The 19,639-nt window shown below is 64.5% G+C and carries 16 protein-coding genes; 4 read left to right on the top strand and 12 right to left on the bottom strand.

Annotated features, from left to right (window positions below):
- Positions 1 to 10: 10 nt before the first annotated feature.
- The 12 genes from BXY53_RS00240 to BXY53_RS00185 all read right to left on the bottom strand — a co-directional run bounded on the left by BXY53_RS00240 (position 11) and on the right by BXY53_RS00185 (position 15,224).
- Positions 11 to 910 carry an ABC transporter permease subunit gene (locus BXY53_RS00240; protein ID WP_119059964.1) on the bottom strand — a complete coding sequence of 300 codons (900 nt, stop codon included), beginning with the start codon at positions 908 to 910 and terminating at the stop codon, positions 11 to 13.
- A complete protein-coding gene (locus BXY53_RS00235) occupies positions 897 to 1,763 on the bottom strand; it encodes a taurine ABC transporter ATP-binding protein (protein ID WP_119059963.1) in 867 nt (288 codons plus the stop codon). The genes BXY53_RS00240 and BXY53_RS00235 overlap by 14 nt, the downstream gene beginning before the upstream one ends.
- A 96-nt stretch (positions 1,764 to 1,859) precedes the next feature.
- Entirely contained in the window at positions 1,860 to 2,861 is a 1,002-nt protein-coding gene (gene tauA, locus BXY53_RS00230) for a taurine ABC transporter substrate-binding protein (protein WP_210209104.1), read from the bottom strand.
- A 460-nt stretch (positions 2,862 to 3,321) separates the two neighbouring features.
- On the bottom strand, positions 3,322 to 4,038 hold the full coding sequence (locus BXY53_RS00225) for a hypothetical protein (RefSeq protein WP_119059962.1): 717 nt from the start codon (positions 4,036 to 4,038) through the stop codon (positions 3,322 to 3,324).
- Between the two features lies 1 nt (position 4,039).
- Positions 4,040 to 5,398, bottom strand: coding sequence for a hypothetical protein (locus BXY53_RS00220; RefSeq protein ID WP_119059961.1), 1,359 nt, complete (start codon positions 5,396 to 5,398; stop codon positions 4,040 to 4,042).
- Between the two features lie 178 nt (positions 5,399 to 5,576).
- Complete coding sequence (locus tag BXY53_RS00215; protein WP_119059960.1) at positions 5,577 to 5,825, bottom strand: acyl carrier protein; 249 nt, start codon at positions 5,823 to 5,825, stop codon at positions 5,577 to 5,579.
- Positions 5,822 to 6,997, bottom strand: a complete 1,176-nt coding sequence (locus BXY53_RS00210; RefSeq protein WP_119059959.1) for a dihydrolipoamide acetyltransferase family protein — start codon at positions 6,995 to 6,997, stop codon at positions 5,822 to 5,824. The genes BXY53_RS00215 and BXY53_RS00210 overlap by 4 nt, the downstream gene beginning before the upstream one ends.
- Before the next feature lie 4 nt (positions 6,998 to 7,001).
- Positions 7,002 to 8,009 (bottom strand): alpha-ketoacid dehydrogenase subunit beta, encoded by a 1,008-nt coding sequence (locus tag BXY53_RS00205; protein ID WP_119059958.1) that lies wholly within the window; start codon positions 8,007 to 8,009, stop codon positions 7,002 to 7,004.
- A gap of 3 nt (positions 8,010 to 8,012) precedes the next feature.
- Positions 8,013 to 9,005 (bottom strand): pyruvate dehydrogenase (acetyl-transferring) E1 component subunit alpha, encoded by a 993-nt coding sequence (gene pdhA / locus BXY53_RS00200; protein WP_119059957.1) that lies wholly within the window; start codon positions 9,003 to 9,005, stop codon positions 8,013 to 8,015.
- Positions 9,002 to 10,759 carry an acetate--CoA ligase gene (gene acsA, locus BXY53_RS00195; protein WP_119059956.1) on the bottom strand — a complete coding sequence of 586 codons (1,758 nt, stop codon included), beginning with the start codon at positions 10,757 to 10,759 and terminating at the stop codon, positions 9,002 to 9,004. The genes pdhA and acsA overlap by 4 nt, the downstream gene beginning before the upstream one ends.
- 521 nt (positions 10,760 to 11,280) lie before the next feature.
- Entirely contained in the window at positions 11,281 to 12,561 is a 1,281-nt protein-coding gene (locus BXY53_RS00190; RefSeq protein ID WP_119059955.1) for an MFS transporter, read from the bottom strand.
- Positions 12,562 to 12,602: 41 nt separating this feature from the next.
- Positions 12,603 to 15,224 carry an AMP-binding protein gene (locus BXY53_RS00185; protein WP_119059954.1) on the bottom strand — a complete coding sequence of 874 codons (2,622 nt, stop codon included), beginning with the start codon at positions 15,222 to 15,224 and terminating at the stop codon, positions 12,603 to 12,605.
- 270 nt (positions 15,225 to 15,494) lie between these two features.
- On the opposite strand from BXY53_RS00185, the gene BXY53_RS00180 reads away from it, so the two are divergent.
- The 4 genes from BXY53_RS00180 to BXY53_RS00170 all read left to right on the top strand — a co-directional run bounded on the left by BXY53_RS00180 (position 15,495) and on the right by BXY53_RS00170 (position 19,521).
- Positions 15,495 to 16,652, top strand: a complete 1,158-nt coding sequence (locus tag BXY53_RS00180) for an autotransporter outer membrane beta-barrel domain-containing protein (RefSeq protein WP_147361456.1) — start codon at positions 15,495 to 15,497, stop codon at positions 16,650 to 16,652.
- Positions 16,653 to 16,661: 9 nt separating this feature from the next.
- Complete coding sequence (locus tag BXY53_RS13925; protein WP_147361455.1) at positions 16,662 to 16,841, top strand: hypothetical protein; 180 nt, start codon at positions 16,662 to 16,664, stop codon at positions 16,839 to 16,841.
- Between the two features lie 140 nt (positions 16,842 to 16,981).
- Complete coding sequence (locus BXY53_RS00175) at positions 16,982 to 18,070, top strand: patatin-like phospholipase family protein (RefSeq protein WP_119059952.1); 1,089 nt, start codon at positions 16,982 to 16,984, stop codon at positions 18,068 to 18,070.
- Positions 18,067 to 19,521: a GntP family permease gene (locus tag BXY53_RS00170; RefSeq protein WP_119059951.1), complete on the top strand. Its 1,455-nt coding sequence runs from the start codon at positions 18,067 to 18,069 to the stop codon at positions 19,519 to 19,521. Before BXY53_RS00175 ends, BXY53_RS00170 begins: the two co-directional genes overlap by 4 nt.
- Positions 19,522 to 19,639: the final 118 nt, after the last annotated feature.

Below are 19,639 nucleotides of genomic sequence, written 5' to 3'. Positions count from 1 at the left end.
CGTTTCCGTCCTACACCTTGCCCTTCCATGGCACGAGCTTGCGCTCCACCCAACGCATGAACAGGTCGAACAGGTAGGCGATGATGCCGATCACGATGATTCCCATGACGACGATGTCGGTCACGAGGAACTCGGACGCTGTCATGATCATCGCGCCGAGACCTTCCTGCGTCGCCACCAGCTCGGCGGCGACCAGCGTCGTCCAGCCGAACCCGATACCGATGCGCAGGCCAGTGAGGATTTCGGGCATCGCCCCCTTGAGGATCACGTGCTGAAGGATCTGCCGGCGCGATGCGCCGAGCGAATAGGCCGCGTGGATCTGCTCGATCGCAACCGAACGCACCCCGGCCCGCGTGTTCAGCACGATCGGCGCGAACATTGCCAGGAACAGCAGCACCAGCTTCTGCGTCTCGTCGATGCCGAACCAGATCACCGTCAGCGGCAGATAGCCGAGCGGCGGCAGCGGGCGATAGAATTCGATCGGCGGGTCGAAGATGCCGCGGAAAATGCGGTTCGTCGCCATCGCGATGCCGACCGGGATGCCGATCACCAGAGCGAAGAAGAACGCGCCGAAGATACGGGTCAGGCTCGCCCAGGTGTGTTCCCAAAGCGTGTAGCCCTGATAGCCGTCGAACCCGACGGAGATGAACTTGTTCCAGACGGCCAGAGGTGAGGGCAGGAACAGCGGCGGGATCAGCGGGCTCTCGCCAGCCGTCACGAGGATCCACAGCACGAACAGCGAGATCGCCGCGGCGACAGCGATACCCGTCGAGTTGCCCATGCCAGGCGCCCCGTAGGAATCGCCCGGCTTGGCAGGGCCCGCCGAGAACTTGTCCGAAATCCAGCGCAGTGCCGCCCACGGACGCGGACCGCGGTTGAGGGGAGTCGTTGTTACGTCAGGATTGGCCATGCTGCGCCTCGTCGGCGTGGATGATCGAAAGGATTTTTTCGCGCATTTCGATGAAGTCCGGGTCCGACTTTACCTTGCGCGCGTCACGGCACTCGAAGAACCGGTGGCAGAAGTCAAGGTCGTATTCGTGTGTGATCCGCCCCGGCCTTGGCGACATAACGATCAGGCGTGTCGCCATGAACAACGCCTCCTCGACCGAGTGCGTGATGAAGAAGATCGCCTTGTGCGTCTCGCGCCAGACATCGAGGATCAACTCCTGCATGCTCTCTCGCGTGAGCGCGTCGAGCGCCCCGAGCGGCTCGTCCATCAACAGCACCTTGGGGTCGCTGGTCAGCGCCCGCGCCAGCCCGACGCGCTGCTGCATGCCGCCCGAGAGCTCATAAATCTGGTGGGTTTCAAAGCCCTTCAGCCCGACGAGTTCGAGGTTTTTCAGCGCGATCTCACGGCGCTTCGCCTTGGGCACGCCCTGAAGCTTCAGCCCGAACGTCACGTTCTGACGCACATTCAGCCAAGGCAGCAGTGCGTGTTTCTGGAAGACCACGCCGCGGTCGGCGCCAGGGCCGGTGACCTGCTTGCCAGCGAGCGTGACAGTGCCCGAACTCGGCTTGATGAACCCCGCAAGCAGGTTGAGGAATGTTGTCTTGCCGCAGCCCGACGCCCCAAGCGCCACGACGAAATCGCCAGGGTCAATGCTCAGCGAGACATTCTCCAGCGCGTGGACGCCCTCACCGTCCTTGGTGGGATAGACGACAGCAACATTCTCGGCCCTGAGCCCTTCACCCGTTCCGGCGGGACGGGTCGTCGACGTTTGCGTTTCGGGCGGGGCGTCGGCTTTGACCGCGCTCTCTGACATGGTGTCTTTCTCCTTCTCGGAGCTTGGCGAAGCGGGATGCAGAAGGCGGGCAGCACGAGAGGTCGGCCGCGCCGCCCGCCAGTTCAGCAGTAGGCTTTAGCAGCCCTCAAGAGCCATATTCACGAAGCGATTGGTCACGACTTCGCTGTAGTCGGGAAGCAGGCTGTCGATCTGCTTCTGCTCCTTCAGGAAGGCGGAGGTCGCGCGGAGGGCCTTGGCCGCGCCGGTATCTTCACCGCCGCCGAGCCAGGCATCCGAAGCCTGCTCTTCCATCGTCGGGAACTCGTACAGCTCCAGAACGCCCGGCACCTGCGCCGGCTCGCCGCCAACGAGGCTCACGATCTTCTTGGCGTTTTCGGAGTCCGGGCCGAAGGCTTCCGGGTTCGAGCGATAGGCTTCGTCGGCTTCGGCCATGGTGGCCACGAACTTGCACATGAACTCCGGGTTCTCTTCGGCGAAGTCATTGCGGACGACCATGCCGTCGAACGTGGCCCGGCCTTTCGCGGCCAGATCACCCGAGGTGATCAGCACTTCGCCGGATTCCTTGATACGGCCGAGTGCCGGGTTCCAGACGAAGGCGGCATCGATGTCGCCCCGCTCCCAGGCCGCGGCGATCGTGTTCGGCTGCATGTTGAGCAGTTCGACCTCATCCGGACTGATGCCCCAGAGTTCGAGCGCGAAGAGCGTGTGGAAGTGCGTGGTCGACACGAACGGCACGCCGATGCGCTTGCCCTTCAGGTCTTCCGGCTTTTCGATGCCCGAGCCGTCGCGAACCACCATTGCTTCGGCGTCTGCGATGTTCTCGACGATCCAGAACAGCGAGATCGGCAGCCCGCGGCTGATGCCTGCGGCGATCGGGCTGGAGCCGGCCATGGCGATGTCGATGTCGCCGGAGGACATGGCGTTGATGACCTTGGACCCCGAGTCGAAGCGGCGGAAATTGATTTCGGCGCCCGTGGCTTCCTGGAATTTGCCGTCAGCGATGTAGACCTTCCACGGGTTATAGGGCAGTTGGTAACCGACATTGACCTCCTGCGCGGCGGCCGGGCCAGCGGCAATGCCGAATGCCAGAAGGGCAGCCGTTACGAGTTTTTTCATCTCTCTCTCCTCTTTCTGCCTTCTCATCATACCTGAGCCACCTCGGCTCCGGTAGCCCCGTCACTCCGGCGCTCCAGCTTGGAGCAGAGGCCCCTTGAGCGGGCGTTTGCGCCGCGGCGCCGGGCGGTAAAACGTTATCATGCTGTTTAATCAAGGCGCAACGATCGAAACTCTTGGTCTCATTTCCAGAAATGTTTTGGCTGGAACGGCCCCCTTCCGTCGCGTTTTGTGTCGGGCGCGGAAGAAGCCGGATTTGACCTCGCGTCACGTTACGCAAGGAGTGTGCCAGATGGGGGGCTCGTGCAGGCGGGCGCCGTCCGCCTGCATCGCGGTGGGGAAACCGGGCCGCCGGCGGGTCGAGCAGCGCCCGATGCGCGGCCGGGGTGCTGATTTTTTGGGCGCGTAGGCAGCGCTGGCGTCCCGAGAGGCATCTGCCAGCGGGGTGGCCAGATGATCGCGGTTAGCGCCGATCGCGGGATGCGGCTCCATCGGGCGTGTTCTCGTACCGGTAGTGAAGCGTCAGGTGATAGGCAATCCGGTTGAACAGATGGTGTGCAAGCGCGGCCTTTCCGTCGGTGGGGGCGTCCTGCGCGTTGTAGATGGCGGCAAGCCGGTCCAGTTCGCCGTGATCGAGCGCCCCCTCGGCGTCGAGTTCGCCTTGCCTGCGGTGCCGTGCCTGCCTGATCAGGCGACGGGCCACCCCTCGCGCAGCGCATGGTTCCAGAAGCTTTGATGCCGTCGCCACCTGCGTCTTCCAGCCCGCCGGGTCGTCGGCGACCGCGGCGAGCGAAAGAGCCCGGCTCAAGCGGATCTGGCCGGGACCATAGCTGAAATCCGGTGGTGTCAGACCAAGCCAGCCACTCACGCGCACGGCCAGGGCTTCTGCCGTGGTTTCGAACGGCGAGACGCCGAACCTTTCCAGGGCGAAGAGGGCGCTAATCAGGTTGTCGAGGTCATCCGTCGGTCCGGTGGGATGGCACACGGCCGTTCCGGCGCCGAACCGCTCGGCGATCGCCGCGGCCGCCGAGGCGGGAGATTGCGCGGCGGTGGACAGTATGTCGGACCGTCGGTAATCGTGCCGGATCGCCTGCCCGATAACGAAGACGAACAGGATCGCGGCAGCGGCGAGCGGAAACAGCGGCCAAATCCGCCCGTCGCGGACGCCGCTGCGCGTCATTTTAGGTCACGGCCGCCGTCAGCGGGATCACCATGTTGGTGGCATAGACGGCGATGTTGATAAAGACCGACGCGCCCAGATTGATGATGAAGTCCCGGAACGTGACGGCATTGGCCGCGGCCGAATTCCCGGCGGTCGTCAACAAAGGCTCGGATCGCCGCATCACCCCGCGCCGGATCAAGGCTCCGATGACCGCGCCGAAGCGGGCTGTGAAATAGAACGACAGGATGTAGACGCCATAGAACACGAGGAACAGCGGTCGCTGGTCGTTCCACCGAGGATCGACGAGGTTCTCCCACATCAGCATCAGCGGCCAGCTCAGAAGGAAGGCCGCGAGTGCCGCCGCTACCGAGATCGAGACGAATTCGTGTCGCCCGAACGCGATGCCGGCCACGATACCGAACAAAAGCACCGCAGCGAGCCTGATGAGCGCAGAGGCTGCGTAGTCACGCAGACCGGCTGCAGAGAGTTCGGTGAAGACGACTTGCTGAAGCTCGTCGCTGCTGCGTAGCTGCAGGCCTTGAGCGGCCACGGCGTTCGTCAAGGTGCTATCAATGACCGCCTTCATTGGCGCGGCGTGATGCTCGGTGATTTTCGCAGAGAGGTCGTACTTGCCCCAGGCGTTCTCCACGAACCCGTCCAGATCGGATTTTCTGACAGGCGGCGGTGAGGCCTGGCCGATGCGCGTGTTGATCGCTTCGATGAAGGCTGAATGGGCGGCGCGCAGGCGTGCCTGCTCATTTTCGTTGAGCGGGGGCAAGCTGAGCCGCTCGCGCGTGGCGCCGGTGTATGCCGGCTCGGGCAGCGCGGCGAGAAGCTGCTCGACATTCTGCCGCAACGGCTGCTCGATCCCCTGGTTGACCTGATAGCTGTATCGCAGGGAAATCGCTTTGACCGCGGCGTCCACCGACTGGGCGCGCGTGAGAATCTCCTCAAGCTCCTCGCCGGTCATGGGGGTCAGCCGGAAGCGGTAGGCAAGTTGCTGGCTGCGCTCCTGCAAGCTCCCGGAATTGACCAGAACGCTGTTGTAGATCGCGTCGATTTCCTGCGGCGAGAAACGCGGGCCGGTCGCCGCCGATTCCGATTGCCCGGCGAGCATGTTCTGGTTGCAGTCGATCTCGACGGTCTGGAGATCTTCGCTCGAAATCCGGTTGCGGCGGAGGAGTTCGCATAGCTTGGCGCCCGACACGCTCGGTGGGTCGACAAGAAACGGACCGCGATCGCCCGAAACGAGTTTGGAAAAGCTGAAATAGTACTGGGCCGGTAGCAGGGATGTCAGCTTGATCAGCAGCATGACACTGAACGCGCCGAGAAAAACCAGGGCAAGGTTCACGCGAACCGTCAAAATCTTGTGCAACATCTGCTGGCCGCCGGAGGATGTTGTAGGAAGGCCGAGACATTAGGAAGCCCCCGCAGCCCCGTCAACTGGAACGTCGTCTCGGTGTCGCCGGCGCGCACAGGGTTGTTGCCGATTGGACTGGGGCTGACGAGAGCCACAGAATGAAGAAGCGGTACCGCGGCTGCGGCAGCGCGCCTGGCTAGCCTCCGCGCTGGTTCCTCAGATAATCAACTGCGCCGTCCACCGTCGTGAGCTTCGGGTAGTCCAGCTCCGGCACATTCACGCCGAGCCGGTCGTGCAGCGCGGTGATGAAGTTCAGGAAATCCATGGAGTCGATGTCGAGTTCCTCGCGCAGATCGGCCTTGGGGTCGACCGTGCTCATGTCTGCTTCCGGCGCGATGTTGCCCAACTCTTCCAGCACGACCGCGCGAATATCCACCTCGTTCATAGCTTCTCCGGCTCCTGCAGCAGTTGACCGATTTCCGCCAGGAACAACCCGCCAGCATGGCCGTCGGTGACGCGGTGATCGGCGGAGAGCGTGATCGTCATGACTGTGCGCGGGACCACCGCGCCATCGACGATCCAGGGGCGCGTCTCGGGCTTGCCGAAGCCGACGATGGCGACTTGTGGCGGATAGATGATGCCGTAAAGCGCCTCGACGCCGCGATCCCCCATGCTCGACACGGTGATAGTCGGGTCGGAGATTTCGGAACTGCGCATCCGCCCGGCGCGCGTGCGGGCGACAAGATCACGGATGTCGGCCATCAGTTCATCGAGCGGCTGCTTGTCCGCGTCGCGCAGCGCGGGGGCGGCCAACCCGCCGCCGCGAATGGCGATCGCCATCCCGACATGGATCGCGTCGGAGGGCTGGAATTCGCCATCCTCGAAAAAGCCGTTGAATTTGAGATGTTTGCGCGCGGCGAGCGCGGTGGCCTTGACGTTCAGCGCGCCCATCAAGAGGCGTTCGGCGGGCGGGCGCTCCGCGTTGACCTCGGCGAGCCACTCTTCGCAAGCAGTCATGTCGATGCGGTGCGCGAGGTAGTAATGCGGAATTTCGCGCTTGGAGCGTGCCATCGCCGCGGCGATCGCCTCGCGCATCGCGTCGAGGTTGAGCGCGGCGCGCTTCTTTTCGGGCTTTTCAGGCTGGGCTGCCGCCGCCTGCTCAATATCTTCCTTGACGATCGCGCCACCGGGGCCGGTGCCCTTGATCTGCGAGATGTCGACGCCGCGCTCATGGGCGAGCCGGCGCGCGACAGGCGAAATGCGCACCCGGCCGGCGCTCGGCGGGGCTTTGGCGGCGGCGGGGGGCGGCGCGGCAGCTCTGGGCGGGGCGGACGGTTCTACCAGGGCCTCGGGGGCAGCGCGCGCTTCGGCTTCGGTTTCCCCTTCCTTGCGCACGATGGCGAGCGGCGTGCCGACGGGCACCTCGGTGTCCTCGTCCACCAGCAGCTTCTCGACCTCACCGCTGTCGAAAATCTCGATCTCGATCGCGCCCTTCTGCGTCTCGACCACCGCCACGATGTCGCCGCGCGTAACGGTGTCGCCTGGCTTCACCATCCACTCGACGAGCGTGCCCGCTTCCATGTCAGCGCCAAGCGAGGGCATGCGGAATTCTGCCATCGGCTCACTCCCGCCCCATCAGCGCCTTGGCCATCGCCACGACCTCGTCGGCCTGGGGGATCGCGGCCTGTTCGAGGTGATGCGGATAGGGGATCGGCACCTCTTCGCTGCAAACCCGGCCAAGCGGCCCGTCGAGGTCCCAGAACGCCTGCTCCATAATCCGCGTGCAGACCTCCGCCGCGAGGCTGCCGGAGCGCCAGCCCTCATCCACGACGACGGCGCGGCGCGTCTTGCGCACCGACGCCATGATCGTCTCATCGTCCAGCGGGCGCAGCGTGCGCAGATCGACGACCTCTGCCGAAAGCCCCTCCCCCGCGAGCGTCTCGGCGGCCTCCAGCGTCTTCCAGAGCGAGCCGCCATAGGTGATCAGGCTGATGTCCGCGCCCTCGCGGCGGACAGCGGCCTTGTCGATGTTGACCGCGCCCGCATCCTCGGGAAGCTCTCCGCTCATGTTGTAGAGCATGACGTTCTCGAAAATCAGAACCGGGTCCGGGTCTTCCAGCGCGCTCCAGAGCATCCCGCGCGCGTCCGCGAGCGTGGCCGGGGCCAGCACCTTGATGCCGGGGATGTGCGCGTACCAGCCCTCCAGGCTGTGCGAGTGCTGCGCGGCGAGCTGCTTGCCCGCGCCGGTGGCCATGCGGATCACCAGCGGCACGCCAAACTGGTTGCCGGACATGTGCCGGATGGTGGCGGCGTTGTTCATGATCTGATCCAGCGCCAGCAGGCTGAAATTGACGGTCATAAGCTCGACAATCGGGCGCATTCCGCCCATCGCGGCGCCAATACCTGCGCCGGTGAAGCCGGATTCCGATAGTGGCGTGTCGCGAATGCGCGCCGGCCCGAATTCCTCCAGCAAGCCCTTGCTGACCGCGTAGCAGCCGCCATAGCGCCCGACATCCTCGCCCATGAGGAACACGCGCTCGTCGCGCTGCATCGCGTCGCGGATCGCCGCGCGCACGGCCTCGCGGTAGGTGATCTCGCGTGTTGTGCTTTTCGCCGCCGCGTCCGCCATGGCTCAGGCCGTCCTGTCCGCATAGGTGAAGCGCGTCAGCTCGGTGACCGGTTCCCAGCTTCCACGCTCGGCGAAGGCGACCGCCTCAGCGACTTCGCCCTCGATCTCTTCCGCGATCTTTTCGATCTCCTCGCCGTGCGCCATGCCGGCGTCCTCAAGCCATTCGCGAAAGCGCACGATCGGCCCCTTCTCGCGCCATTCCTCGACCTCCGACTTGTCGCGGTAGAGTTGCGCGTCAAACATCGAATGGGCGCGGAAGCGGTAGGTCCGGCATTCGAGGAAGTGCGGCGCGCCGGTCTCCCGCACCTTGGCGATCGCGCGGCGGGCGGCCGCCTCGACCGCAACCACATCCATCCCGTCCACCACCTCGGCGTCGATGCCGTAACAATCCGGTTTCTTGTGGATGTCGGTGACGGACTCTGAACGGTCGAGCGCGGTCCCCATCGCGTAGAGGTTGTTTTCGCAGATGAACAGCACGGGCAGCGACCAGAGCGCGGCAAGGTTCAGGCTTTCGTGAAACTCGCCCTCGGCGACCGCGCCCTCGCCGAAAAAGCAGGCCGTCACGACATCGTCGCCGCGCATGTGGTCCGACAGCGCCAGCCCTACGGCCACCGGCATCCCGCCGCCGACGATGGCGTTGCCGCCGTAGAAGTTGGTCTCGCTGCTGAACAGATGCATCGAGCCGCCCCGCCCGTGGCTGCAGCCTTCCTGCTTGCCGAACATCTCGGCCATGACCGCGTTCATGGGAATGCCCCGCACCAGGGCATGGGCGTGCTCGCGATAGGTCGCCACGATCCGGTCGCGCGCTTCGAGCACCGGGATGATGCCGGCTGCGATCGCCTCCTCGCCATCATAGAGATGCAGGAAGCCGCGGATCTTCTGTTCGGTGTAGAGCCGTGCGCACTCGCCCTCGAAACGGCGGATGCGCATCATCGCCCGCAGCAGGTCCAATGCATGCTCGCGGGACAGATGCGGTTTGTCGGCGGCGCGGCTCATTTCTCGTCGCTTTCCAGGGTAGAGGTGTCGCCTTCCGGCAGGCCAAGCTCGCGCGCTTTCAACAAACGGCGCATGATCTTGCCGCTGCGCGTTTTCGGCAGGTTCTGGCGGAACGCGATCTCGCGCGGCGCGACGGCTGGGCCAAGCTTTTTGCGTGCGTGGCCGAGCAGCTCCTTGCGCAGCGCTTCGTCGGGCTCGTGGCCTTTCTTGATCGCGACATAGGCCTTCACGATCTCGCCGGCCGCCTCGTCCGGAATGCCGATCACGCCGACCTCGGCGACCGCCGGATGCTCCATCAGCGCGCTTTCCACCTCGAACGGGCCGATGAGGTGCCCGGCGCTCTTGATCACGTCATCCGCGCGGCCGACGAACCAGAAATAGCCGTCCGCATCGCGCATGGCGAGATCGCCGGAGAGATACCAGCCGTCCGCGAAGCTTTTGTTGTAGCGTTCCTCTTCGTGGAGATACGCGCGCATCATCGACGGCCAGCCAGGTTCGAGCGCGAGTTCGCCGACCGTCATCGGCTCAGCGACTGGGCGCATGTGCCCGTCCTCACCTTTCTCGACGACCGCCGCCGTCACGCCGGGCAGCGGCTTGCCCATGGAGCCGGGCCGCACATCCATCGCGCGGTAATTGGCGATCATGATGCCGCCGGTCTCGGTCTGCCACCAGTTGTCGTGGAAGGGCATCCCGAAGGCCTCCTCGCTCCAGACCACGGCTTCGGGGTTGAGCGGCTCGCCCACACTGGCCATGAAGCGCAGCGCGGACAGGTCGTGTTCCTTCACGATGTCGCTGCCGATGCGCATCAACATTCGGATCGCGGTCGGCGCGGTATACCAGACATTGACCTTCTGATCCTGCAGGATGCGATACCAGCGCGCGGCGTCGAACTCGGCCTGATCGACGATCATGGTCGCGCCATTGGTGAGAGGCGAGATGATGCCGTAGGAGGTGCCCGTGACCCAGCCGGGATCGGCGGTGCACCAGAAGACGTCGTCGGGGTGCAGGTCGAGCGCGAGCCGCCCGGTGATGTGATGCGCGACGACCGCTTCATGCACATGCACGGCGCCCTTCGGCCGCCCGGTCGTGCCGCTGGTGAAGTGCAGCAGCGCCATGTCTTCGGGCCGCGTGCGCGCGGTCTCGAAGCTGTCGGAGGCGTCGGCCATCGCCGTCGTCAGGTCAACAGTGCCCTCGGGCAGGGTGTCCGGCGCATCGATGATGAAGACCTGCTTGAGACCGGGAAGCTCCTGCCGCCACGGCGCGATCTTGCGGCGATAGAGGGAGGCGGTCGTGACCAGCGCGCTCGCCTCGCCGATGGTCATTCGCGCTTTCACAGGCTCCGGGCCGAAGGCGGAGAACAGCGGCGAGAACACGCTGCCATTCTTCAGCGTGCCAAGCGCCGCGATATAGAGCTCCGGCTCGCGACCGAGCAGCGAATAGACCCGCTCGCCATTTCCGATGCCATGTGCTTGGAGGACATTGGCGAAGCGGGCCGTCTCGCGGGCAAGCTGGGCGTAAGTGAAATCGCGAGTTTCGCCGTCACGGCCGATCCAGCGCAGCGCGATCTTGTCGGCCTTCTCGCCGGCGGCATGCCGGTCCACCGCCTCGTGCGCGATGTTCAGTCCACCGCCGGGGAGCCCGTCAAGCTGCGCTCGCGCGTCATTCCAGGAGAAATCAGCCGCGAACGCGGGATAATCGACAAGATTGGCACCCGAGTAATCCTCGGGGCGCTTGTGAATTGGAGCCCATTCCATCGAACCGTTTCCACCCGCGTTCGTGAAGCATTTTGCGACTTTTCGTTCAGATTGCGGGATCATCTCGGCCAGCGCCTTGATCCAGGTTAATTTCGTGGCTTTCTCGTCTGGTCGCCGATCATTCGCCTGGTGTGAAAACACGAAACCGCATTGGTGGTGTGCGGAGCGGCGTGATCGCCCTCATGCGTTGCTCAGCCGTCTCAGGCGCCCGACTGAGGCCCCTCAGCGGAAAAATCGCCGTTTACAGTCGGCTTACTGGAAGCCTATTCGCGCTTCGCGGAGACTCTGGGAGAGGCCGTGAGAGCAGTTTTGACAGTGCTGCCGAGCCCCGGGGGCTGTTCCGACAGATCTGGCCTTGCCCGTTTGGTCTTCATGCATCAGAGGCTGCCGAACGCGGTGCTGGAACTTCTCGGCAGCTTTGATCATGCCGGGCCCAATCTTGAGGGCCAGCGGATGTCTTTGCTGATCCGCGGATTGGAGCGGCAACAGGCAACCATGGGCGCCACGTTTGCCGTCGCCTTTCAGTTGAAGACCGAAATCCTCGCGGCAAGCTGCCGGGCGTTCGGCACTGTCAGCAGCAGCGCAAAGCCGGCCGTGAAGAACACGAGCAGCGCGCTCATGCCGATGACCTGGCTTCCCGTCCAGTAGCTTATCCAGCCGACCGCCAGCGGCCCGGCGAAGGACGTGGCCTTGCCGGAAAGCGCATAAAACCCGAACATCTGAGCCCGCAGCTTCTCGGGCGCGATCTCCGCGAGGAAGGAGCGGCTTGCCGCCTGCACCGGCCCGACAAAGACTCCGAAGAGGAGCCCGAACAGCCAGAATGCCATCAGGACGTCGCTGGTGTAGAGCATCCCCAGCGCGGAACTCATCAGCCCGACGAGGCCAAGCAGGATTGCCGTCCTGCTGCTGAGCAGATGGCTGATGACGGCAAAGACGAAGGCGCCAACCCCGGCGCTGATGTTGAGCGCGATCCCGAAAAGCAGGACCTGCTGCGCATCCATGCCGACCGTGCCGCCTGCGAAGACGCCGCCCATCACGAAAACCGCCGCCAGCGCGTCGATGTAAAGCATGTGCGCGACGAAAAACCGGAACAGGGGGCGGCAGCGCAGGATTTGGCGCACGGTCCTGCCCAGCCGGACCAGCCCTTTGCGGACGGCCTCGCGAAGCGGCACGCCGGTTGCCGCTGCATCCGGCGTGATCAGTATTAGCGGCAGCGAAAAAAACACGAGCCAGCCCGCGGTAAAGAGGCAGGCGGCGCGCACCTGCATGCCGGTTTCGTTGGGCAGGACAAACACGGGGTCAGCGCCGAGAAACCCGAACCAGATGGCGGTGAGGCAGGCTAGCCCGCCGAAATATCCAAGCCCCCAGCCCCAGCCCGACCATCCGCCCTGCCGCCCGGGCGGCACGAGGTGCGGGAGCATCGCATTGTAAAAGATGAAGGCGAGATGGGCCCCCAGAGTGCCCACCCCGACGAGCGCGAGGGCCAGGACCAGCGATTCCGGCGACGGCTTGACGAACCACAACCCCGCGGTGGCCGCCGCGCAGAGCAGGGTGAACGCGGCGACCCAGGGCTTGAGCCGGCCTTTCTTGTCCGCCAACGCGCCGAGAAAGGGGGCGAGCACGGCCACGATGAAGGTTGCAATGCCGACGGTGTTCCCCCACAGCGCCGTTCCCGTCGTCGTATCCGGTGCGATCTGGCGCGTGAAATAGGCAGAGAAGACGAACGTCAGGACGACGGTCCCAAAGGCATTGTGCGACCAGTCATAGATCGCCCAGGCGACCATGCCCTTTGTGTCGGCCATGCGGCGCTGCTCCGGGGTTAGGCGGCCACGGCGCTCCCCGGTCACAGCATGTCATCCATCTGGTCGTGCAGAACCCGGTTGATCCGCTTCCAGGGCCGGTCTTCTTCGCCGGCATCGGCCATTGCCCCCGGATCGAGCGGCTGGCCGAAGCGTACGCGGACCGGCTTCGGTTTCGGGATTTGATGCCCGGGCGGCAGGGCGTCGCTGGTGCCCTGAATGATGACCGGCACGACAGGCACCTGGAACTTGTCCGCGAGCAGTGCCGCGCCGGGCTGAAAATGCTTCAGCTTTCCGGTTCGGGAGATGTCGCCCTCGGGGAACCATACCAGCGTTTCGCCTTGCTTGAGCGTCGCCGCGCCATAGGCAAGGTCCCGGCGGGCTGAGGCGCCGGGATCAATCGGCACGATTCGCGCTGCTCGCGAAAAAAATCGCCTGATGCGGCTGCTCATCAGGATGTTGCGCGAGCCGGCCCAGCGCAGCCGCGACAGGATATCATTGTCCAGGGCGGCGGCAAGCGCCGGCCCGTCCATGTAGCTGGTGTGATTGGGCGTCAGTATCACCGGGGTGTCCTTGGGGACGCTCTCGGCGCCCTCGACCTTCAGCTCAAAGAAGGTGCGGAAAATCAGCCGGTTCAGGCCGTATCCGATCGCCCCGAGCCAGCGCGTCGGCACACTGGCCGGCCGGAGCCAAACCCGCTCCGCTTCGGAGAGCACTTTTTCCGGATACTCCAGCGGATCGGGCGGCTCTGCCGCGACGCCCTTTGGCGTCTTCCGGGTAACCGTTCGCAGGAGGTCGCGGACGGTCTGGATTTCGGCGACGTCGTCTTCCGTGAGCTCCGCGCCAGAAGCGTGCTGAATGTCCAGTGACAGGTCGACCCAGCCCAGCGAATCCACGCCGAGGTCATGCGTGAAGGAGCTGTCGGGCCGCAGCCTGACGTCCGGAAACCGGTCGGCGAGAAAGCGCCAGACCTGGCGCGCGGGCTCATGCTCCAGCAGGGCGCGGTCTTCCTCGCGCATGTTTTCCAGTGGGATCGAGCCGGTTTCCGCTTCGGCCTGGCCGGCGCGCAGGGTATCATAGCGTTGCTGCAGTTTCCTGCGGCGGATCCTGCCCAGCCGGGTGCGCGCCAGCGGCTCGCGGCTGACCTCGAAGCCGCTCAGACGCTGGAAGGATGGGAGGCTGCGCGCCTGTGCACTCAGCGCCTCGGAAATGGCGGCGCGGACGTCCTCGCCCGCGGCTTCGACCTCCGGCACGACAACGGCAACCAGCTTGTGGTCGCGCTGCAGAATGCCGATCTCGCCGATGGTCGGATGACGCTCGTAATGTTCTTCGAGCGGGTCCGGCTGGATCTTCTCGCCCGAGGGCGTGATGATGAGTGTGGAGAGCCGCCCGAACAAGTGGAGCACCCCGCTTTCGTCGAGGCGCCCGCGATCGCCAGTCTTGAACCAGCCATCTTTCGTGAAGCTTTTCGCCGTTTCCTGCGGATTCTCCAGATAGCCGGCAAAGACGTTCGGTCCCTGGACCTCGACCTCACCCAGCTCGTCCTCGGTCTTGCGAATCCGCACCGTGACACCGCGCACCGGCTTTCCCGCCCCATCGAAATTGCGGCTCTGCGGCGTTATCAGCGTCAGCAGCGGCGAGGTTTCCGTCAGCCCGTAGCCGGCAGCGACCTGCCAGCCGAACCCTTCAAGCCGCCGGGCCAGATCGGGTGCGAGTGGGGCGCCGCCCGAGACAAGCGTGCGCAGCTTCGGCGCGAACCTGCCGTGCAGGGGGCGCAGCAGCCATCGTCCCGCGGAGACGCCGAAGCGGGCGCGCAGCCAGGTGCTCAGACTTGCTAGCCCGCGAACCGCCGGGCGCAGCGGCCAGCGCAGCTTGGCAACCCGGTTCTGGATCCCGTCGTAAAGCGCGCTGTAGAGCCGCGGCAGGCCGAGGATGAAGGAAGCTTCCTGATCCCGAAGCGCCGCCATGAGTTCAGCACCGGTGAGGCCGGCTGGAAAGATGATCGGAACGCCTAGATACATCGGCGTAAGCAGCCCGATCGTGAACGGATAGACATGATGCAGCGGCAAGGGCAGGAGCAGCCGGTCTGTCTCCGTCACGAGCCGAAGATCACGCAGGACTTCGAGTTGGTGCATCAGGTTGCGGTGGCTGAGCGGGACCCCTTTGGGCGGCCCGGTTGTGCCCGAGGTGAAGAAGATGACGGCGGTGTCGTCGGCCGAGACCTCGGGGAAATCGCGCTCGGGATGCTCGGCCTGTCCGCCACGGAGGTGGCCTTCGAGCAACTCGGTTTCCGGCGCGTGTTCCAGGTCGATCGCCGCCAACCTTTTGCGCAACCTTTCGGAGACAAATGCTTTCTTCGGCCGAGCGAGCTGGAGCATGTGCTTGAGCTGCTCATCGGTGGCCTGGGTGTCGATCGGGATGCAAACCGCACCGGCGCGCAGGATGGCAAGCGCAGCAATGACCCACGCGGCGCTGTTGGGGGCGATCAGCGCGACACGATCCTGCGGTCTCAGGCCCTCGGCGAGAAGACGATTTGCCAGGGACTCGCTTTCGTCGCGGAGCGCTGGAAACGTCCAGACATTCTCCATGTCGCTGGAGAGGTCGACAAGGCCCGTGCGGTCTCCGTATGCGCCGATCCGGTCAGTTAGCTGCTGCAGAGTTTCCATGCTGCAGTCCTCAGGATCTCCTTGCCTGCAAAGCGCAATGAACTCCGCGTGGCCTGAACTGTAGGCGTGTTGGCTTGTCGATCGAAACGCCAGCGCACGTTTCACCGGAGCGAACGAACACCTCCCGCACTTTCAACGCCCTGAAATTGGGGAAGGTTCCAATCGACCTCCTTACCGGCTTGCGTATGCACGCGCGAATTGCGCCGCACAAATTCCACACTCTGACGTCATGTCTCGCGGCCAGGAAGGTAAGTTCGGGAAACAAGATTGATGAGCGTCATCGGGTTACGACACCCTGAACCGCGCAGCAGTGTTGCGGCTGTGCTGTTTCTGTTCCTTTCCGCCAGCTCTCAAACCCTTCAGGCGGCGAGCATCTGTGAAAGTGAGGGAACCGTCGTCACCACTTGTGCTGACCGGCTCGCGGACGTGCATCAGAACCTTCTGCAGCAGCGCAAGGATCGCGCCATCAACGTCGAACCCGAGCACGGTCAGGTCGCTGGACGCATCAACGGACGCGCGTGGGATGCGGGCGCCAACGGCAATTTTCCTTTGTTCCTGGCACCGCAGGGAACAGCCGTCGAGCTGCGGACCAGCCTGAGCCAATGGGGCGCCTATTTTGCCCGCGAGGACGCCGAAAAGATCGAGAAAGTACAGGGCTCCGTGCCCGAGGGCACCGATTTGCCCGATCCGGCGACCGCTGCAAGCAAGAAGGTTGACGTCTGGAGCAGCACGAAGATCGAAGGAATCGCCCCCGGCAGTTCCCGACAGGGCGTCATTAGCCATTTCGGTGCGGATTATACCGTCAGCGAGGATTTCCTGGTCGGTGCATCGGTCGAATTCGAGGACCTGGAACAGCAGACCGGCATTTTGGGCGGCGCGACCGCTGCCGGAACCGCGTATATGATTGGGCCATATGTGGCGCAGCGGCTTACGGAGAATCTGGTATTCGACGCGCGGCTTGCCTGGGGTGAGAGTGACGATCTTGTTGACCCAGACGGGGTTGCCAGCCGTTTCGCCGCGGAACGCAGGCTCGCCAAGGCCCGGCTGAAGGGGGATTTCGACTTGGCGGGCTGGCAGGTTTCATCTTCCGCCGCCTTCATCCATGCAACCGAGGTTCCTGAGGGGTTCGGGCAGGGCGTAACGACCAACAAGCTCAGTCTGGGGCCGGAAATGCGGCGCAGCTTCCAACTGGAGAACGGATCGGTTATCGAGCCGTTCCTGCATTACCGCAGTACGGCCGAGCTCGAGCCCGTTGAAGGGCTCTCCGAGCTGGACGCCCTTGCCGTAAATGGTGCCCTGGGCGGAGGCGTGAACGTCACCATGCCGGATGAATATCGGATTCAGGCGACGACCCAGTTTGAGAGCGTGGATGCCCAGACCGATCCAAACGTGACGGGCCGCGTGCAGCTTACGGTGCCTCTGCCCTGAGCGCTCGCCGTGCCGGTGCAGCCGGAAGTGCTGGCGCTCGGGTCGTCATTTCTGGCCGGCGGGATCATCCTCGTTACGACCGTCAGCGAGCTGCCGCATATGCGCACGCGGCTGGAGTTTGGCGCCTTCACGGTGGGCGCATCCGTCGTCGCGGTGCTGCTGCTCATGCTGGAGGGGTCGGATCACTGACTTGGCCAGGCGAAAGCGGCGGTTTCCGTTCGCGGTTTGCTAACGACGGACGCAGGCTGGGATGGCCAACTCTGGTCTCGGGGGCTTATTCGTAGAGTCGTATCGTCCCGCAGCGCCCGCTATGACCGGAAACGGCGCCCATGACCGCCCGCAACGTTGTTGCCATTGATCTCGCGCTTCAGGGCGGCGGTTCCCACGGCGCCTTCACCTGGGGCGTGCTCGACCGGCTGTTGGAAGAAGACTGGATCCAGATCGAAGCCGTCAGCGGCACCAGCGCGGGCGCGATGAACGCCTGCGCCCTCGTGGAAGGTCTGGCGCGCGGCGGGCCGGACGCGGCGAGGGCGAAGCTGCGTGCTTACTGGACGGCGGTCGCTCGGGCAGGGCTGTTCAGTCCGATCCAGCGTTCGCCGCTTGACCGGATGATGGGCCGCTGGTCGCTGGAGTTCTCCCCGAGCTTTCATTTCTACCGGAACGTGCTGAGCAGGATTTCGCCCTACGTTCTCAACCCGTTTTCGGTGAACCCTCTGCGCGATGTCGTCCGCGATGTTTTCGACTTCGACGCCATCAACGCCTGCACCTCGGCCAAGCTGTTCATCGCGGCGACGAACGTGCGCACCGGACGGCGCAAGGTCTTCCGCCAGCCCAAGATCAGTGCGGAAGCGGTGCTGGCGTCGGCCTGTCTGCCGTACCTGTCCCACGCCGTGGAAATTGACGGGGACGCTTACTGGGATGGCGGCTTCATGGGCAATCCGCCGCTATTCCCGCTGGTGGACGAGACCAACGCGCGCGACCTTATGATCATCTGGATCAACCCGTTCGAGCGGCCGCAACTGCCGCTCACCGCTTTCGAGATCGAGGACCGGCTGAACGAGATCGTCTTCAACGGCAGCCTGATCGAGGAGCTGCGCGCGCTCGGCTTTCTGGCCGAGATCATCCGGGAGGAGAACCTGGAGCGCGACGCCTATCGCGAAATCAACCTGCACTGCATCGACGCCGAAGCCGAGATGCGCCAGCTCGGCGCATCCAGCAAGCTGAATGCCGAGTGGGCTTTTTTCGACCATCTGCACAAACTGGGCCGGCGCACTGCCGACAACTGGATGACCAGGCACGGCAACGATCTCGGCGCCCGCACAACCTTCCGTCCGTATTTCGTTTTCGAGGAAAGCCTGCGTCCGGCGCATCTGCGCGGCGGAACGCGACGGCCGCGAGAGGTCGATCCGGCGAAATGATCGACGTCTTGATCGTCTTTCTGGCCCTCGTCCTGCTGATGTATCTCGCTTATCGCGGGATCACGCTGTTGATCCTCGCGCCGGGTATCGCCGTGCTGACCGCCCTCGTCACCGGCGGGCTACCGGTTCTGGCGGCGTATACGCAGATCTTCATGTCGAACATGGGCGATTTCATCATCGCCTTCTTTCCGCTGTTCCTGCTCGGCGCGATCTTCGGCAAGCTGATGGATGACAGCGGCTCGGCCACAGCGATCGCCAACACGGTCATCCGCTGGCTCGGGCCGGAGCAGGCGATCCTTGCCGTCGTGCTGTGCTGTGCTGTGTTGACCTATGGCGGCGTCTCGCTGTTCGTCGTCGCCTTTGCGATTTATCCGATTGCCGCATCTCTGTTCCGCGATGCGGATATTCCGAAGCGGCTGATCCCTGCAAGCCTGGCGCTCGGCTCGTTCAGTTTCACCATGTCGGCATTGCCCGGCAGTCCGGCCATCCAGAACGCGATCCCGATGCCGTTCTTCGGCACGACGGCCTTCGCGGCGCCCGGCCTCGGCATCATCGCCGCGCTCATCATGCTGGCTTTTGGCATGTGGTGGTTGAACCGGCAGCGCGCCCGCGCTGGGTCCAGGGGCGAAGGCTACGGGGAACACGACGATGCGGTGCCCGAAAGCGATCTGATGATGCGCGAGGGCGCGGTGCGCGACGGCTACGACATCCGCGAACTGCCGCTGGGGACGCCAACGGAGGCCGCGCCGCCCTCCTTTCCGGCGGCGATAGCGCCGGTCGTGGCGGTCGTTCTGGTCAACCTGCTGTTCATCCAGTTCGTTGTTCCGGCCATGGACACGACCTATCTCGCTCAGCCGAAATTCGGCGCGACCGACATTGACGCGGTGCGTGGCGTCTGGGCGATTATCGTCGCGCTGGTGGCGGCAATCCTGCTGATCGTCGGGCTGAACTGGTCGCGGCTGACCCGTCTTCAGGCCAGCCTGGACGAGGGTGCGAACGCGTCCGTCCTCCCGATCGCCGCGACGGCGAGCCTTGTCGGCTTTGGCGCGGTCATCGCGGCGCTTCCGGCGTTCGAGATTATCAGCGACGCGCTACTGGCCCTGGGCGATTTGAACCCGCTGGTCTCGCTGGCGGTGGCCGTCAACCTGCTCAGCGCCATCACCGGCTCGGCTTCGGGGGGCATGAGCATCGCGCTGGAAACGCTCGGGCCGACCTATGTGCAGCTTGCCGAGGCGCAGAACATCTCGTTGGAGGCGATGCACCGCGTCACCTCGATCGCATCCGGCACACTCGACGTGCTACCGCACAACGGCGCGGTCATCACCGTGCTGAGCATCTGTAAGCTCGACCACAGACAGGCTTACGGCGATATCTTCATGGCCGCGATTGTGGGCCCCCTGATCGCGCTCATAGCAGTCATCCTGCTCGCCAGCCTCTTCGGGGGCTTCTGAGACCCACGCGCCCCAAGCTCACATAGATGTGCGATCATCACTTTACTGATTTCGCGCGTGTCTAACCCCGCCTTAACTCTACAGCGATAAGTTGTATAGCGATGGGGATGCGGAAACG

Source organism: Dichotomicrobium thermohalophilum, assembly GCF_003550175.1.
Taxonomy (GTDB): Bacteria; Pseudomonadota; Alphaproteobacteria; order Rhizobiales; family Rhodomicrobiaceae; genus Dichotomicrobium; species Dichotomicrobium thermohalophilum.
Note: the sequence above shows the minus strand (reverse complement) of the source record. Positions and strands in the feature narration are given on the sequence as shown.

Coding starts and splice junctions, on each gene's coding strand:
- acsA (WP_119059956.1), bottom strand. CDS start 10,759: ATGGAATGGGCTCCAATTCACAAGCGCCCCGAGGATTACTCGGGTGCC.
- BXY53_RS00220 (WP_119059961.1), bottom strand. CDS start 5,398: ATGTTGCACAAGATTTTGACGGTTCGCGTGAACCTTGCCCTGGTTTTT.
- BXY53_RS00225 (WP_119059962.1), bottom strand. CDS start 4,038: ATGACGCGCAGCGGCGTCCGCGACGGGCGGATTTGGCCGCTGTTTCCG.
- BXY53_RS00235 (WP_119059963.1), bottom strand. CDS start 1,763: ATGTCAGAGAGCGCGGTCAAAGCCGACGCCCCGCCCGAAACGCAAACG.
- tauA (WP_210209104.1), bottom strand. CDS start 2,861: ATGAAAAAACTCGTAACGGCTGCCCTTCTGGCATTCGGCATTGCCGCT.
- BXY53_RS00240 (WP_119059964.1), bottom strand. CDS start 910: ATGGCCAATCCTGACGTAACAACGACTCCCCTCAACCGCGGTCCGCGT.
- BXY53_RS00170 (WP_119059951.1), top strand. CDS start 18,067: ATGATCGACGTCTTGATCGTCTTTCTGGCCCTCGTCCTGCTGATGTAT.
- BXY53_RS00175 (WP_119059952.1), top strand. CDS start 16,982: ATGACCGCCCGCAACGTTGTTGCCATTGATCTCGCGCTTCAGGGCGGC.
- BXY53_RS00215 (WP_119059960.1), bottom strand. CDS start 5,825: ATGAACGAGGTGGATATTCGCGCGGTCGTGCTGGAAGAGTTGGGCAAC.
- pdhA (WP_119059957.1), bottom strand. CDS start 9,005: ATGAGCCGCGCCGCCGACAAACCGCATCTGTCCCGCGAGCATGCATTG.
- BXY53_RS00185 (WP_119059954.1), bottom strand. CDS start 15,224: ATGGAAACTCTGCAGCAGCTAACTGACCGGATCGGCGCATACGGAGAC.
- BXY53_RS00205 (WP_119059958.1), bottom strand. CDS start 8,009: ATGGCGGACGCGGCGGCGAAAAGCACAACACGCGAGATCACCTACCGC.
- BXY53_RS00180 (WP_147361456.1), top strand. CDS start 15,495: ATGAGCGTCATCGGGTTACGACACCCTGAACCGCGCAGCAGTGTTGCG.
- BXY53_RS00190 (WP_119059955.1), bottom strand. CDS start 12,561: ATGGCCGACACAAAGGGCATGGTCGCCTGGGCGATCTATGACTGGTCG.
- BXY53_RS00210 (WP_119059959.1), bottom strand. CDS start 6,997: ATGGCAGAATTCCGCATGCCCTCGCTTGGCGCTGACATGGAAGCGGGC.